Source organism: Bacillus sp. EB600 (genome assembly GCF_024494385.1).
Lineage (GTDB): Bacteria > Bacillota > Bacilli > Bacillales > Cytobacillaceae > JAEVLT01.
In genome coordinates this window covers 14,192-30,519 of record NZ_JAEVLT010000005.1, presented here as the reverse complement: position 1 = coordinate 30,519, position 16,328 = coordinate 14,192, and the positions used below count along the sequence as shown (strand labels likewise).

General features: G+C 39.0%; 14 protein-coding genes. All 14 read right to left on the bottom strand.

Going from position 1 to position 16,328, the window contains the following annotated elements:
- Positions 1 to 62: 62 nt before the first annotated feature.
- On the bottom strand, positions 63 to 542 hold the full coding sequence (locus tag JN080_RS07370; RefSeq protein ID WP_256235294.1) for a flavin reductase family protein: 480 nt from the start codon (positions 540 to 542) through the stop codon (positions 63 to 65).
- 61 nt (positions 543 to 603) lie between these two features.
- Positions 604 to 1,557: a VOC family protein gene (locus JN080_RS07365; protein ID WP_256235293.1), complete on the bottom strand. Its 954-nt coding sequence runs from the start codon at positions 1,555 to 1,557 to the stop codon at positions 604 to 606.
- 108 nt (positions 1,558 to 1,665) lie between these two features.
- Positions 1,666 to 2,859: an acyl-CoA dehydrogenase family protein gene (locus JN080_RS07360; RefSeq protein ID WP_256235292.1), complete on the bottom strand. Its 1,194-nt coding sequence runs from the start codon at positions 2,857 to 2,859 to the stop codon at positions 1,666 to 1,668.
- A 59-nt stretch (positions 2,860 to 2,918) separates the two neighbouring features.
- Positions 2,919 to 3,572, bottom strand: coding sequence for a GntR family transcriptional regulator (locus JN080_RS07355; protein WP_256235291.1), 654 nt, complete (start codon positions 3,570 to 3,572; stop codon positions 2,919 to 2,921).
- 147 nt (positions 3,573 to 3,719) lie between these two features.
- Positions 3,720 to 4,652 carry an alpha/beta fold hydrolase gene (locus tag JN080_RS07350; RefSeq protein ID WP_256235290.1) on the bottom strand — a complete coding sequence of 311 codons (933 nt, stop codon included), beginning with the start codon at positions 4,650 to 4,652 and terminating at the stop codon, positions 3,720 to 3,722.
- Between the two features lie 425 nt (positions 4,653 to 5,077).
- Complete coding sequence (locus JN080_RS07345) at positions 5,078 to 6,334, bottom strand: anaerobic sulfatase maturase (protein WP_256235289.1); 1,257 nt, start codon at positions 6,332 to 6,334, stop codon at positions 5,078 to 5,080.
- Between the two features lie 94 nt (positions 6,335 to 6,428).
- Positions 6,429 to 8,732 carry an arylsulfatase gene (locus tag JN080_RS07340; protein ID WP_256235288.1) on the bottom strand — a complete coding sequence of 768 codons (2,304 nt, stop codon included), beginning with the start codon at positions 8,730 to 8,732 and terminating at the stop codon, positions 6,429 to 6,431.
- Positions 8,733 to 8,839: 107 nt separating this feature from the next.
- The gene (locus JN080_RS07335) at positions 8,840 to 10,039 is read right to left on the bottom strand and encodes an MFS transporter (protein ID WP_256235287.1); all 1,200 of its coding nucleotides are present in this window, start codon (positions 10,037 to 10,039) and stop codon (positions 8,840 to 8,842) included.
- A 391-nt stretch (positions 10,040 to 10,430) separates the two neighbouring features.
- Positions 10,431 to 11,324: an AEC family transporter gene (locus JN080_RS07330; RefSeq protein ID WP_256235286.1), complete on the bottom strand. Its 894-nt coding sequence runs from the start codon at positions 11,322 to 11,324 to the stop codon at positions 10,431 to 10,433.
- 134 nt (positions 11,325 to 11,458) lie between these two features.
- Entirely contained in the window at positions 11,459 to 12,772 is a 1,314-nt protein-coding gene (locus JN080_RS07325; RefSeq protein WP_256235285.1) for an MFS transporter, read from the bottom strand.
- 208 nt (positions 12,773 to 12,980) lie between these two features.
- Positions 12,981 to 13,850, bottom strand: a complete 870-nt coding sequence (locus JN080_RS07320) for an alpha/beta fold hydrolase (RefSeq protein ID WP_256235284.1) — start codon at positions 13,848 to 13,850, stop codon at positions 12,981 to 12,983.
- 81 nt (positions 13,851 to 13,931) lie between these two features.
- The gene (locus JN080_RS07315) at positions 13,932 to 14,915 is read right to left on the bottom strand and encodes a DODA-type extradiol aromatic ring-opening family dioxygenase (protein ID WP_256235283.1); all 984 of its coding nucleotides are present in this window, start codon (positions 14,913 to 14,915) and stop codon (positions 13,932 to 13,934) included.
- Positions 14,916 to 14,972: 57 nt separating this feature from the next.
- Positions 14,973 to 15,812 carry an FAD synthetase family protein gene (locus JN080_RS07310; protein WP_256235282.1) on the bottom strand — a complete coding sequence of 280 codons (840 nt, stop codon included), beginning with the start codon at positions 15,810 to 15,812 and terminating at the stop codon, positions 14,973 to 14,975.
- Between the two features lie 19 nt (positions 15,813 to 15,831).
- The gene (locus JN080_RS07305; RefSeq protein WP_256235281.1) at positions 15,832 to 16,311 is read right to left on the bottom strand and encodes a flavin reductase family protein; all 480 of its coding nucleotides are present in this window, start codon (positions 16,309 to 16,311) and stop codon (positions 15,832 to 15,834) included.
- Positions 16,312 to 16,328 lie beyond the last annotated feature (17 nt).

Here is a 16,328-nt window from a genome sequence, read left to right as displayed (position 1 = left end):
ATATGAATAAAGACTCCTTACATTTTTGAAATACAAGGAGTCTTGAAAATTTTTAAGAATAATTAAGATGTAACCGTGTTCTCTTCTACCAAGGATCGGTATTTTCCACTGTAAAAAATAAGTGGTTCTGAGTCTTCAAGGTGAACATCCGTTACTTTGCCAATAAACAGGGTATGATCACCTTCAACATGCTCGGCTGCAACCTCACAGGCAATTTGAGCTATAGCCCCGGGCAAAACCGGTTTCCCATCAAGACGGTCAAACACTACTTCAGCATTATCCTTTTGTTGTCCCGCAAAAATCATAGACATCTCCTGCTGGTCAGCAGCTAAAATATTTACTGAAAAGGTTTTGCTTTGTTTAATTTTTTCAAGAATTCGAGCGTTTTCACCAATCGATATAGTAACAAGCTTAGGACTTAGTGACACTGACATGAAAGCATTCGCTGTCATCCCATGTACACCATCCTCCACATCCGTTAAAATAACAGTTACACCTGTTGCAAATTTACCCATCGCGTTTCGAAATTGACGATCTTCCATTTTAAGACCCCTTCCTGTTTTTCGTTATGAGAAAAATCGTTTTCTAGTAAGTTACTATAGCTTATGCTTCGATCGTTGGATTATTTTCCGGTTTATTATCCATTTGGTCTCCCCAGAAGGTAAATCCAATATCCATTTCATCTATCGTCCACTCGATTGGCTCCCAATCCGGTTCAAAGATTAAATATCCATTTGTGAACAGCTCTATGCGTACACCACTGCCAGGATCGATGGCATAAATATACATGGCCTGAGAAATACCATGCTTACCAGGGCCTTTAAAGAAAATTCCATGTTCCTTTAAAATGTCTGCAGCTCGAAGGAGATCCTGGGCATTATCAAGCCAATAAGAAAGATGGTGAATTTGATGTGTCGTCGGTGAAAACGGGTCATGGCTGACGGCAATATCGTGAACCAATGGTGTCACACTCAACCAGGCACCAACAAGAGATTCGTCAGGAGCTTTGACGTATTCACGCATTTTAAATCCGAGTTTTTCCGATAAATAATCAGAAATGACATTGGCCTTTAAGGATGTCAAAAGATTAACATGGTCAATTCTGCGTGGTGAAACTCCTCGACTCCACGGTTTGTATAACTGATTCTTTAAAACGGATCGTTTTGACGGTTCAGCTAATGGTTTTTCAATGTCATAATAAATTTCAAAACGATGTTCACTAGGAAGTTGGAAACGGATCGCTCTTCCTTGTCCAGCTTCTACTCCTGCTTCTATCCACTTTACTTGTGTTCCAGCTTCCTCTAATAATTGCGCAAACCCTTCAACATCTTCCGGGCGTTTTGTTCTCCAGGCGATATGGTCAATATGGGGCTTATCACCGGCAGTGATCGAAAGGGTGTGATGTTCAAAATCTCCCCATGCCCGTAAATAGACAGTTCCATCAACTGTTTCCGTTTCTTCTAAACCGATAACTTCTTTGAAAAACCACAGGGATTTCTCAAGATCTGAGGAGACTAATGCAACGTGACCTAACTTAGCGATTTCTGGTAAACTCATTTTATATATCCTCCTTCAAAATATTATTTATTGAATATTTTAATAGATTTTAATAATCAGAATATTTACGAAGCTCCTATCTTCTTTTTTTTAAAATAAAACCAGCGATTAAACAAAATACGTATTCGGTTCCATACCGCACAAAACTCGGCCGTAGGTTTCAATTAAGCTAGAAGGTGTAATGAAACCATGTAAGTGCATCGTCATAAAATCACGGTAAACTCTTTGTAATGGATTGTTGTCGTAGGTAAAAACGGATCCCGCGCCGGCTATAAGCAGATCAATTGCTTCCTTACACAATTGGTTGACATACCCAAAGTCTGCTTTCATTTGAACAATTTCTTCAGTAGTCATCGTATGGTCTGCTTCAGAGAAGTCATCAAGTTTATCAACTGCCCGATAGAGATGAAGTTCCGCCGAGTCAATCTTCAATTGGGCTTGAGCAATTTGGAAATGAGTAATTGCAGCTTCGCTCATCTTTGTATAGAAGGTATTACCAATTCCAGCCCGCTTGACACGTTCCATATGGATATCCATGGCTGCTTGGGCAAGACCTAATGCAGGTGCCACAATAGAAAGTGTCAGCGATGGAACAAAAGGTGTTCTGTATAATGGTACACCGTGAAGCGGTTCAATCATGTAATACCCTTTGCTGGCTAAACGGTCAAGCGACACGCGGTGTTCCGGAACAAACACATTTTTAATTCTGGCGCTATTACTGCCAGATCCCTTTAACCCCATTACATACCAGTCATCAAGAATCTCCAGTTCTTTCTGTGGAACTACCATAATGGCCATTTCCATTCCACCATTGCCATCATCAACAGGAAACCCAAAGTAACACCAGTCGGCATGTGGACCACCGGATACAAACGGCCATTGTGCTTCCTCGATGTAATATCCTCCTTCTACCTTTTTGATATCACATTTAATCGGTTTAAAGTTCCCTGCTAAAATAACTTCTTTACCAGGAACATATATTTCCTGAAGTGCTTTTTCCCCAAATGCATACGAGACCATATAATCTCTAATATTACTTAGGGATACAAACCAACCTGCCGAACCGTTTCCGCGGGAAATTTCCGTGACCACTTCCGTATAAGTGCGCATATTGGTTTGATAGCCACCAAACATTTCTGGCCGTAAGACCTTTAATAGGCCGTCATTTTTCATTTCATCAATAATCGTCTCGGGAAGTCGATTATTTTTTTCAATGTCTTCACCCAAATCCCGTAGTTTAGGAATGAGAGTCCGCGCTTTTTCTACCAGCATTTTCTTCGTTTCGAGAACACTTTGTGCCATTAATAATCACTCCTAAAATTTATAAGTTTTCCACTTGACCCGCGTTTCTCCCTATTATATTAATTAAACACGTGTCGAAAAAAATCTGCATTTTGATACTCTACACCAACTGCTTCAGCTACGCGGCGCATATGTCTTTCCATAAGTTTTTTCGCCGTTTTACCATCCCTCTCTTTGAGTGTATAGTAAATCATCCAATGCTCCGTTTGTGATTGCTTTCTGCGCTCCTGCGAAAATAAATTATCCGGGTTACCAACATAATTTAAGTAATCCCAAAGCTGTTTAGTTAAACTAATCGTATATTCTAATCTGGAGGCTTCATAAATTGTCCGATGAAACTCAATATTTAAGAGTGAATACTCATCACTTGATATTTCCAAATCATCCATTTTTTTCAAGGTATTTTCCATATAGGTAAATTCTTCTTCCGTCAGATTATAGGCGCCGAATTCTGTCATTAACGCATCAAGGTTGGCACAGACTACTAATCGTTCAATGATCTCCTCCGGATCGGGTCTTTTCACAAACACGCCTACTTGAGGAATAATCTTAATAAATCCTTCCTGCTCGAGCTTCGATAATGCCTTATGAATGGGTGTCCGGCTTATTTCCAATTTTGCTGAAATTTCATTCACATTGATAGCCGTTTCCGGTTCCCACACACCTTCAATCATTTGTCTTTTAATATAGCGGTAAGCCTTATCTATTTTCACATTCATACACCTATTTCCATTTTAATTTTGTTACCCCTATATTATGGTAATAGTAAAGTGAAAGTCTATTAGAAAATTAATATCTTTATCACTTTCCTAGATAGGGGAATCAAACGGTGTATTATCTGTGAGTTGAATTGAATAAACTTATAATTCACCGTTGAAGAAATCTGTTGAAAGTTTGATAAATCTGTTTTTTTGCTCCACCTGCGCCCAATGTCCGCAGCGTTTAAAGGTATGGAGCTGTGCATTTGGCAAATAATTCATTACGTACAGACTGCTTTCAAGTGGAACAAATCGATCTTCATGTCCATGAATCAGTAAAATCGGAGCGTCCATCTTTTTAAGTGCAGATGGCGGTACCAGCATATCGGATAACTGCGATTTAGAGAAGTTTTCCTCATACGACTTACGAACCTCTGGCCGCAAAAACAACTCCAACCGTTCAGCGACAATATTTTCAAGCTCATCCTCTAGAATACTCTCATCAAATAAGAACCAGCTTAGCAGATTTTTAAAGGCAACTGGATTTGGATCCTTATGGAAGCTTGCTAATTTAGCCAGCTCTGGAGTTGGTTCTGTCAATCCACCACCTGCCCCCATCAAAACCACACGATCGAATCGTTCTGGAGCGTACATCAGTAAATTAAGTGAAACCACCCCTCCTAATGAATTCCCTACTAAATGAGCTTTTTCAATCTGTAAAGCATCCATCAAGTCGAGCACTTGCTTTACCCTAATGTTCATCCACTCAACCCCATTGTTTGGGTAAGTTTCTGGATGATCAGTATTTCCAAATCCAAACATATCCGGAGCAACAACATGGAATTGTTCCTGAAAACGAGGTAATACATCCTTCCAATTGGACTTCGCACTTACCCCCGGTCCGCTCCCGTGTAGAAAAATGATCGTCTCAGAAGACTTCTCTCCACCTTCAAGAATTAATGTTTGATAGTTTCCCGTTTGAATCTTCCTTGTCGAAATAGATGACATTATTGAAATCCCTCGCTTTGCAAAATAATTAAAAGCATTCTTACTTCCTGTCACTAAAATTCTAGTTTTACTTTTTATTGCATTCATATAGTGAAAAACCTATTGGAAAACGCTTTCTTTAATTAACTATAATTTTACATCCTGTTATGTATAATTGTCAATCAATTCTAAAAATTATTTTAATTCATATTATTCATAAAAAAATAAAAGAAGATGTATCCTTCATACCTCCCCTTTTCGTTTACTACTTCCTACTATTTCTCTATTACCTATTCGATAGACGACCGGTTACATCCACCTTATTATAGGCACGCGCCGTTCCTCTAGCTGTATGAATCTGATCGACAACTTTTTGTGCCGAATCAAAATCATAGTCGGCAATGATTACGATCGTACCTTCCCCTGAAAATTTTTTACTTGTGGTCTCCGGAGGTACTGCCTGTTACAATAGCTACCCTATTTTTCAATCGCTTTAGACTAGTTTCCAATTGCTTTCACCTTTCTTTCCTTCCCTATTTTTTGATAACAAGAGGTCGTTTAATAACCTCCATGACTTCTGAAGCAGGTAAACCGTTTTCAATCAATTGAACCATCACCTTCATATATTTGTGGATATGATGGAAATATTTCTTGTACCCAGCACACAAATAGTTTAATCCTGGTTCCCCATCAGGAGCTAGGAGAAAACGGTGTTTTGGGCATTCTCCATTACAAGCGAAACGTACTTCGCAGCTTTGACAGTATTTAGGAAGTGATGATTTTTTCTTTTCCCCAAATGCACGCTGTTGATTAGAATCCATCATCTCTGTGAACGTTTGGTCGGCAATATTTCCTAGTTTATATTCTGGGTACATAAAGTGGTCACATGAAAATACGTCACCATTATGTTCCACAATTGCTGCTCTTCCACAAGTTTCAGCAAAAATACAAGTTGTTGACGGCAGTCCCAGCCAAGAGGTGAGAGAGTGTTCAAAGTTCATTACAGTGATTTTTCCAACATCTTTTTTTACCCATTCATCGAAAATGGTAATCAGAAAATCTCCATATTCTTCTGACTTCACTGTCCATGGGGTAACGACTTTTGGAACCTCGCTTTGACCAATGGATGATGGTGTACCATGTCTTAGTCCGAGTTTGTTTGCTTCTGTATCCGGCAACCGCTCAATGATAGGAATAAATTGGATAAACTCGGCTCCCGCCTCTTTTAAAAAGTGATAGATTTCAAGCGGATATTTGGAAGAAAAGTTTGTCACACATGCTAACACATTAAAGGCTACCTTATATTTTTTTAACAATTGCATTGCTTTATAGACTTTATGAAAAGTAGGTTCTCCCCCACGATCAACTCTGTACCGATCATGTATGTATTCCGGCCCATCAATGCTAAGCCCAACAAGAAAATTATGCTTGGCTAAAAATTGACACCATTCTTCATTTAATAATGTACCGTTCGTTTGCAGGGAATTGGTGATTCTTTTTCCTTTTCCGTATTTCCTTTGCAATTCAATTACTCGCTTATAAAAACCAAGGCCCATTAAAGTAGGTTCTCCCCCTTGCCAAACAAATGGGATTTCCTGTGCATCTTGATCATTTATATATTGGCTAATAAACTGCTCGAGTGTCTCGTCAGACATTCTAAAGTGACTTTTTTCAGGAAAAAGGGCCTCTTTTTCGGTGTAAAAGCAGTAATGACAATTCAAATTACAAATAGGTCCTGATGGTTTTGCTAGCATATGGAATCCTTTTGGCTGTGCATGAGATACTGTCATTCTTTTTCCCCTCATTTCATAAAAGTAAAGCCAGTAACCTTGATTGTCACTGGCTTCCAACTTTAATTCTTTAAATCGGCACAAATTAGTTGCTCTAATTCAAATTGTAGACTACTTTTTCTATTTTCCCTGAAAACTCAAACGTGCCTTTATTTTGATAAGCCGGACTAACAGGATATAAGGTATCCCTACCAATGTCTAAACCTTCAAAACTTAATTTATATGGGAATGTTTTTTCAATCATCCCCTGCCCCACTGTCTGGTCGTTAATGTATAGAGAACCTAGTCCTTTATTGGCATCTGTTTTCGCAAACCCAAACTTAATTGTTGATTTGCCAACCGGCACTTCTGTAGTTGATTCAATTCGGTAAACCACAGTCCCCAAATTGTATTCATAAACAAGCTTATTATTTTTTATATATAACGTATAACCACTTTCATACCCTCCAAGAGCGACAAGGACGCCTTCATCAGCTGTACTTTTCCGCTCAATTGGAATCGTAATGGTGTAAGAACGGTTGATAATAAATGGCGAGGCACCTTCCGATAAATGAGACATTCCTGGGTAGAAAGTAAAGGTATTCCGTGCACGGGATGAATCAGAAGGAATGGATAAAAACCCCTCCCCAGCTATGTCTGACATTGGATATACACCATACTTCCTTGCTTCCTTCTCCCATAGCTTCTTTAATTCTGTTAATTTTTCTGGATAAGTAGCTGCCAGGTTATTTGTTTCAGAGGCATCCACAGCTATATGATAAAGTTCCCACTGGTCATTTTCGTATGGATTCCCTTGTTTATGAAGGGTTACCGCTTTCCACCCGTCATGATATATGGCCCGCTGCCCAAGGTTTTCAAAGTATTGCGTTTCTCTAGCTGAACCCTTAGGATTTACAAATGTACCAGCAAAACTCTTTCCTTCAAGGGGCATTTGCTTTACGCCCTTTATTTCTTTTGGTACATCTATCCCCAATTCTTGATAAACTGTCGGGGTAATATCACTTACATCAACATACTGGTTGCGGATGGCTCCCTTATCTTTAATACCTTTTGGGTAATAAACAATAAGCGGTGTGTGAGTTCCACCTTCATATGTCGTTGCTTTATAAAATTTAAATGGGGTATTACTTACCTCAGCCCAGCCTGTCGGAAATTCAGCCCCAACTTTATCGGTGCCAATATTATCAATATTTTTCACAATATCCTCTAGTTTTTCAGGGATATTATTGTATGGTAGTGTATGATTAATTGAACCGGTATTTTTCCCCATAGAACTCGTTCCATTGTCCGATAAAAAGACAATCATCGTATTATCCAATTGTCCCGTGGAACGTAAATTATCGATAAAGCGGCCTATTTGCTCATCAGTATAGGTTAGTAAGCCTGCATACGCTTCTTCCAAACGAATAAATGCTTTTTTCTCATCCTCCGAAAGGGCATCCCAATGCTTTACTCCTGGGTTAAGATCAGGTAATTTGGTGTCTTTTGGAATAACTCCTAGCTCTTTTTCTTTATTAAACCTATCTTCCCGGACTTTATCCCAGCCTTTATCGTAGACTCCTTTATACATATCAATGTATTTCTGCGGTACTTGGACGGGCTGGTGTTGTGCACCGAAAGCCAAATAGAGAAAGAACGGATTAGTAGGACTTACAGATGCATGATTCGTTACATACTGATTAGCCCGATCCACTAAATCAGCCGATAAATGGTAATTTTCCTTTTTGGGAACATCTACAGGACTGTTATCCTGAAAAAGTTCTGGCTTATACTGATCTGTGGAATCTTCAAGAAAGCCGTAAAACCGGTCAAAGCCTTTTCCAAGTGGCCAATTTTCATAGGGTCCGTCAGGAGTAGCCTGATGGGACGGTGATAAGTGCCATTTTCCCAAAGCATAGGTGTTATACCCATTTTCCTTGAGCACTTCAGCAATCGTCCCAGCTTCCGGTTTGATACGTCCACGTTTATTTGGATAATCAGGACCTAAATCAAAATTCGCTACCGTCCCCATTCCTACATCATGTGGATTTCTTCCTGTCAGCAAGGATGCACGAGTCGGTGAACATACTGGTGTTACATGAGAATTGTTATAGCGAAGTCCATTTTCCGCCAACCAATCAAGATTGGGAGTTTTGATCTCAGAACCGTAACTTCCTAAATCAGAAAAGCCCGAATCATCTAAAACAATATAAACAATATTTGGTTTTGGCGAATTTTCTCCAGCCTTGTACTGACTATTCTCCATCTGGCCATTTGTCTGCGGGTTTAAGGTCTCGGCCTTTACTTTCTGGTCAGTAAGGTTTTTATAAGAACAACCTGATAATAAGGCTAAAGCTGAAGCGAAAACGGTCAGTTTCTGTAATGGTGACTTATTAAGTACTTTTAGATTTTTATCCACTGTTTGCCTCCCAATGATCGATATTTACTGATATTAAAAATCGGCCTATTTTATGGAAATCTACTCATCTCTAAATCTATTTCGCTTCACTCATAAAGTTTTTTAGCTTACTGATTGAGCGTAGCCTCTACATCCTGTTTCGCCGGAGCTAGAACCAAAATCCCCCAAATAACCGTTAATAGAAGGAGTCCGATTGCACTAATTGCCAATGGGAACCGGCCAATTCCTTGGTGAAAAATGTTTTGAATAATTTGAAAGATAAATGGACCCCCTGCTCCGCCTAAACCTTGACCGACAACGACTAAACCCACACTAGCCGAAATTGCGCCTGCAGGAGCAATGTCTGAAACTTTAGCAAATACTCCTGGAAGACCAATACCCATACCAAACCCACCAATTACACTACCGATAAAAATCATCAATAAGCTTGGTGAAAAGTAACAAATAACCATTCCGAGACCTGACAATAGAAAAGCTAGCGGCATGTTGAATCTTGGAAGTGCATGTTTTATTTTTCCAAATACAAACCCTGCGATCAGCGTTCCCAACGTAAATACAGAGATCGCCAAGCCTGCCTCGGTCGCAGTCCCCAATTTGTCGGCCTGAATAACGACAGATATGTTTGTTACATATCCGAATAGCAATGCCGAGAAGATTACCTGTGCAAAACAAACCCAATAGACTGCCCCTGGAATTTTAACCTTTTTATGTGTAGTAGACCCTGTAGCGATCGTTTGTTTCTTTTCAGGCTCAGGTAAGAACAAAGCTGTAACGATTAATATCCATAACGGGAATAGATAAGTTAGGAAACCATAGTGCCAGCCATAGGCATCTGCTAAAATTCCGCCAACTAATTGGAAGAATATCGCACCAATACAAGCAACAGTGGAGGCTCCAAATCCAATTAAAAAGTCTCTTTCTCTGCCCTCAAAGAAATCATTAATGACATCGATTGATAGCGGCATTGTAATTCCGACACCAAGTCCTAAAATTCCTCTCATTGCAATAATCAATGGAAGACTATCCATGAACGTTGGCAGTGTTCCTCCAGCAATGAATAGAATTAATCCAATAAACAAAAGCGTTCTCTTTTTCATAAAATGAGTAAGTTTCCCATATAAGAGTGCAGTAATAATGGACATAAGCCCTGGGAAGGTTGCCACCAACATAACGATGGTAGGATTAACTTGTGGATAAGCCTTAATAATGTCAGCCATTATTGACCCTGCTACCCCTGCTGCTACATCTTGGAATGCAAGTATTACAACACAAAACTTAAGCAGATTTTTACTAATACTTTTTGACATTAATTTTCCTCCTTGTAATTGCTTTCCGCGTTAGTAATCCATCCTTCACTTTTTAAAAACTAAATATTTCGTTGTTTCGATACCTCTCCCACCCCAGTTGTCTTTGGGCCCTAAAGAATAACTGAGTTTAGGTAAAATTTTAGAAATGGCTTTTTTTGCAAATTTATTGCAAATTAACGCCAAATTAAACGCTTCCATTAACTACTGTAATTCTAATATGGGTCATTGTACTTGTCAATATATTCAGAAAATTTTTTATTTTATAAACACTATGATTTTTATTTTGTTATTACAATATAATAAAACGGAGCAACCCGAAAGCTTATGCATAGTTCTTCTATCAGCTTGTTGGTGGTTCCTATAAACAGAAAAAAACCTAATCCATTTAGGATTAGGTTAAGATACTTAATAGAACTGTGAGTGTTGCAAAGCTAAGTACGGTTGTAACAAGGGTGCCACTAGAAACGAATTGAGGCTTCGTATTGAATTGGATTGCGTACATTGCTGTTGTTGCAGCAGTTGGCATCGCGGCTAAAATTATAATGACTTTCTGTAATAACGGATCTATCGGGAATAAAAGACAAATAACGTAAGCAAGGATCGGCGATGCAACTAGTTTTATGATACTTGCTACACTAATATTCTTCCAATCTATGTTTCTCGAGTTTACATCAGCAAGCTGCATACCCAAAATCACCATAACGATAGGAACTGCACAATTTCCAACTAATTGTATACTCTCGTAAAAGTTAGCCGGAATCTTCACCTGAAACTGTTGAAGAAGGATGGCTGGAATGATTGCATAGTTGGTAGGCTGTTTCAAAACTGTCTTTATCGCGACTCTTATACCCGCTTGACCGCGTGCTGCAAAATAAACCCCAAAAATACTCATCAAAATCGAATGAAATACCATAATTGGGATCGCATAATTCATTCCATCTTTACCAAATGCAAATAAGACAATGGGTACCCCGTAGTTACCACTATTGGCAAAGGCAGAAGAAAGGATTAATGCACTCTCCTGCTCTATATCTTGTTTACATAATCTATTAATAAAAATGACTACAACAACTAAAGCAAGAAATATCAATAATGAGGTGATGACAATGTAAAGCAATTGGCTATTTAATGGCGTCTTATAAAAAGTTTCAAAGACAAGTGCAGGCATAAGAATATAGATGGACATGGTCGATATAGGCTTGATGTCAACCTTAAAAATTTTTTGAACAATATACCCACTAAGAAAAATCAAAATAACTGGTAAAATTACTTCAACGAAAACCATTTTTCCACTCATTTCCCAACAAATTGTGTCTACTTTCTTACTATTATAAATGAGTGATATCAAAATGTCTCGCACTATTCCATTCTGTCTTTTAAGCAGCCTATTTTCTAAGTTTACTAGAATAATCCCTTATGTTAGTCCGCTTGTGCATCTTTAGCTAGTAATACATTGGAAGTATCTGTAGCTTTCTTCGGACGGACGACAGCCCATACAAGTCCTCCAAATACTAGTAATACTAATGCAGTAGCCTGGAACGAATGCTGAAAACCCAATCCCGGATTGGCGGAGTGTTGAATCAGATAACCGGTAGCATACGGTCCAACGATACCACCTAATGAAGTAATGGCCATAAACCAACCTTGAATTTTACCATTGTGTTTTTTAGGTATAAGTTCAACTAAGATAGCTGGTCCAAGCACTAAAGTAATACAGCCAAACGTTAGGCCAAGCGATAGTAAAGCAATCGCCATGAAGTTAGAGGTAAACATCGTTCCAAAAAAGTAGCAGACAGCACCGGCCAGCATTACTGGTCCAAGCACAAACACCCGACCTTTGACAACGCTTTGCGTTTTGGCAAAAAGGCGGTCAGAGATCGACGAGAATGTGATCTGTGAAAGGGTAATAAGAATCCATGGTAAGGCAACAACAATTTTTAATATTTCCGGGCTCAATTTACGAACGTTCTGTAAATAGTTAGGCAGCCAGTTTAAACCAATCGTAAATGACCAATAAGTGGCAAAACCACATAAAGCAACTAAGATAAAGTTTTTAGAAAATAATACTGATGTAAATTTTGATTCTGGTTCAAGGGCAGTTACTTTTGAACGCTCTGTTACTGCTGAATTTTCAGCCTGGGCATCTTTCGTTTCTTTTAATAACCATAACCATAACACAACCCAGACAACACCCACAATTCCAGTCGCGATAAAACCGGCGCGCCATCCATACGTCAAAATAATATGCATTAAAATTGGGGCCGAAATAGCTACTCCAAGTGGACCGCCTACAGATACTAATGTTATCCCCAGCCCAAGTTTTTCCTTAGGAAGCGCTTTCGCAGCTGCCGTCATGGCTAATGAATAGGAAGGACCCTCACCTGCCCCTAAAATAAGTCTTGTAACCAGCAACCAACTATAGCTCGATACAAAAACAGTTGATAGCTGAACAATGGCCCAAACCGCTGCCATTCCAGCAATTACCTTTTTTGTCCCAATCTTGTCTGCAAGGATTCCAACAAAGATCGCTGAAATCGAATATAGAAAGAAGAAGACACTGCCGACAAATCCCCATTGCTCCGGAGACAATCCTAATTCTTTCATAATCGGCACTGATGCAAAGCCGATGATGGCCTTATCTGCATTACTAATTACTGTTAAGAAAAATAATAGTGCAATAACAATCCAGGCTGTTTTTGTAATCTTACTGCTTTTTGCTTTTGTTTGATTCATAAATTACCTCCATGATTTTTTTAAAATTTAAAAAATATATATCGAGCATAAGGCAAGAGTTTTCCGTAAAATGGAACTGGCTAGAACATATGTTTGTAATATTCTGAAAATACTTTTAAAAAAAAGAAAGGTACTTTTAAAAGATTCAGCATTATGTTTATCAGGAGAATCGATATAAAAGTACCTTAACTTAAGATAATACTATCCCTTATTTATTGGAGAAAACCTTAGCATCTTTTTTTAATAGGAAGTTTGTAACGATGCTGTTAAATTCTTCTGGTTTTTCCCATTGCGGCCAATGACCTGCGTCCTTAATAACAACTAATTCACTATTAGGAATCATATCCTGAATCGGTTTGGCTTCCGCTACAGTTGACGTAGGGTCATGGTCTGTCCATGCTAATAGGGTAGGAACATTAATCTTGTTACACCAAGATGGATCCCAAGAGTATTTTTCCCTTACTTCAAGATTTTGAAGGCACACGATATTGTATACAGCTTCTTGATAAGAAGGCTGGGTATAAATTTTATAGCGGGTTTCAATTAATTCATCGGTTACCTGGCTTTTGTCATACATTAACCATTCGAGTCTTGTTTTTACATTTTCATAGTTGGCTTCAAGAACGGCCTTTAAAGTTGAATCCTTTAGTCCTTTCATGACTTCAGGCTTGTTATTTACATTTCCTGGAGTGTTTAAAACTAAAGCTTTTACATATTGAGGATGATAGGCTGCAAACCATGCTGCCACCCAGCCTCCTAATGACTCACCTGAAAGATAGACATCTGATAGATCTAATGCTTGAATAACCGCTAATAAATGATCACTATAACTATCGATCCCATATTGTTGGTCTGGTTTTTCAGTATAGCCATGTCCCAGCATATCAATAACGATGACACGGAAGTTTTCACTTAAGCCTCTTAGATTTCTTGCATAAGCCTCAATATGTCCCCCTGTACCATGCAGTAAAATGAGAGGCTCACCGCTACCTGTTTCAAGTACTCTTGTTTTTACCCCGTTTGCGTTTAGATAATAAAGTTTAAGTTCCATATCTGCTAATTCTGACCATATTGTCATATTCCATCTCTCCTCATTTTCTATAGAAGTAATATTTATCATTTTTTATACATACTAGAAGGATTAAAAACTCCGCATACCTTACATGCTTACTTCAAACTCTGTTGATTTCTTATCATTTTCTCCCTTAACTGGCTGACTAAATTGAACCACCGCCATACCTGTTACCCACTCAGGGATTGGCTCATAAAAGGCCACATCTGGTGTAAAACTTTGGAGAGCACCAAGCAGGACAAGCCAGTTATGGATTTCCTGTCCCCCGTTGCCGAATTTTTCTTCAATATATTCGGAAGTCCATTTTCTAAGAGAATCAAAGTCTTTTTCCTTAACTAACCGTAAAAACTCCCGATCCCCTTCTTCATTTACAGGACCGGTTACTAACGAAGTTACCCTCGTTTCACGCGTTTTTAAATACTCGTCAAGCTGATCAATTTCTTGGCGGCCATTTTTTAATACATGAATTAACTGTTGATCTTCTGGTTTTTGACTCTCAATTTTAGGAATTGGCACCCAGTGGGAAATTCCCCCTGAAGCGACAAGTGCTACCTTTTTATCCGCATCCCATGACTCAATTGCCTTTTGTAAAACTTCACCTAATTGGAAGCAGCGGTCCATTGTAGGCAGTGGAGGTGCAGCTGTATTTACAGCGATCGGCACGACCGGTATTTCCAATTCAGAGTTTAAAAAATATATAGCTTGTGTATGGCCGTGATCCACCTTCATCGACATCGTAAAGGCAAAATCAATATTGTTTTCTAATCCAGTATGAAGGATGTGTTTGGCTAAGTCTTGCTGTACAGGAATTTTGTATTTTGGCAGCCGCCAATCTCCCCATCCTTCACATTCGCCAATACCAATCGTAAAAGAAGGCATATGATCATAGAAATAGCTATTAAAATGGTCATCGGAAACTAATATCAAAATATCAGCGCCAGCAGCCTCAAGCCATTTCTTCATTTCGGCCGTGGTTTGAATAAACCTTTGTCCTTTTTCTCCGGCACTCTCCGGGTTCGTCATGATCATCGGACTGTGTGACATGGCCACACCTGCGATAATTTCTGCCATTTTCCCACTTCCTTTCAATAATGTTGTCATTAAATCCAATATCAAAATCGTGTAACACTATGATATTAGTGTTTTCTCTTTATAGGTTTTGGCATTTCCTTCTTCGAGGTGCCGCTGCCAGACAATCGATAATTTCCCTTTTATAAAGGGTTGAATCGCTGTTGTACATTTTAGTGACGGACCAATAGGCGTTTCTTCTATAGTCACTTCTGTTTTAATGGACTGTGTTTCATTTTTTAATGTAACAGCATAACTTCCCGGTGCAGGCAATGTATAGTACGGAAGAGGCTTTAATTTTTCGCCATCCCAATCACATTGGACTTCATAAAAGTTACCGAGAAAATGAGGCAGTTCCTCGACATTACCCGTTAACAATCTTTCACGAATACAGGTAGAACTAATTTTCTCACCCTTGTACCCCACTTTTGCCACTTTTGTTACATCGATAAGTCCTCCTGAATCGCTGTTTAACCGATCCATATTGCCTGCACCCCGGCATCCATAACAAAAATCAAACCCTGCGACTGCATGGACTGCACCGAGTTGAACTAGGTATTGGGCAGCAAACTGTTCTGGTGAAAGCGCAGCAAATTCTTGATCAAATTCAACAATATAAAATGTATCAACAGCTAAGCTACGTAATTTCTCCTCTTTTTCAGACAAGGGCATTAGATAATGAACTTGTTTTTTTCCGTTTGTGACTACTGTTTTGGGATGGGGAAAGAAACTCATCACTGCTAATTTTACATTTTTTTGTTTTGCCTTCTCGAAAGCCGTATTGATCACTTTACAATGCCCAGTATGGAGGCCATCGAAACAGCCAAGAGCCATCACATTCGGTTTTGCTTTTTCCTGCCAAATCCCTAAGTTTTCTCGGTTCAAATAAATCGTTTCCATACAGTCTCCTTTCTGTCATCTACAATGTGACAGCCTGTTCTTCAGTTAATGAACGATAGCGGCCACTGTAAAAAACAAGTGGTTCAACGTCCTCAATATGAATATCGGTTACTTTTCCAATAAACAGCGTATGATCACCTTCGACATGCTCGGCTGAAACCTCACAGGCAATCTGGACAACTGAGCCGGGAATAACTGGTTTTCCATCTAAACGTTCAAAGACAACTTCCTTGTGTTCCTTCAGTTGTCCGGCAAAAATGTTCGAAAGCTCCTGTTGATCAGCTGCCAAAATATTAACAGAAAACAGATTACTTTCTTTAATTTTGGTAAGAATTTTTGCTTTTGCCCCAATTGAAATCACAACTAACTTTGGATCCAGTGATACAGACATGAACGCATTTGCCGTCATTCCATGCACGTCACCTTCTACTTCTGTTGCAATTACTGTTACCCCTGTAGCGAATTTTCCCATTGCATTGCGAAATCGACGATCATCCATTGTTTCATCCTCCTGAT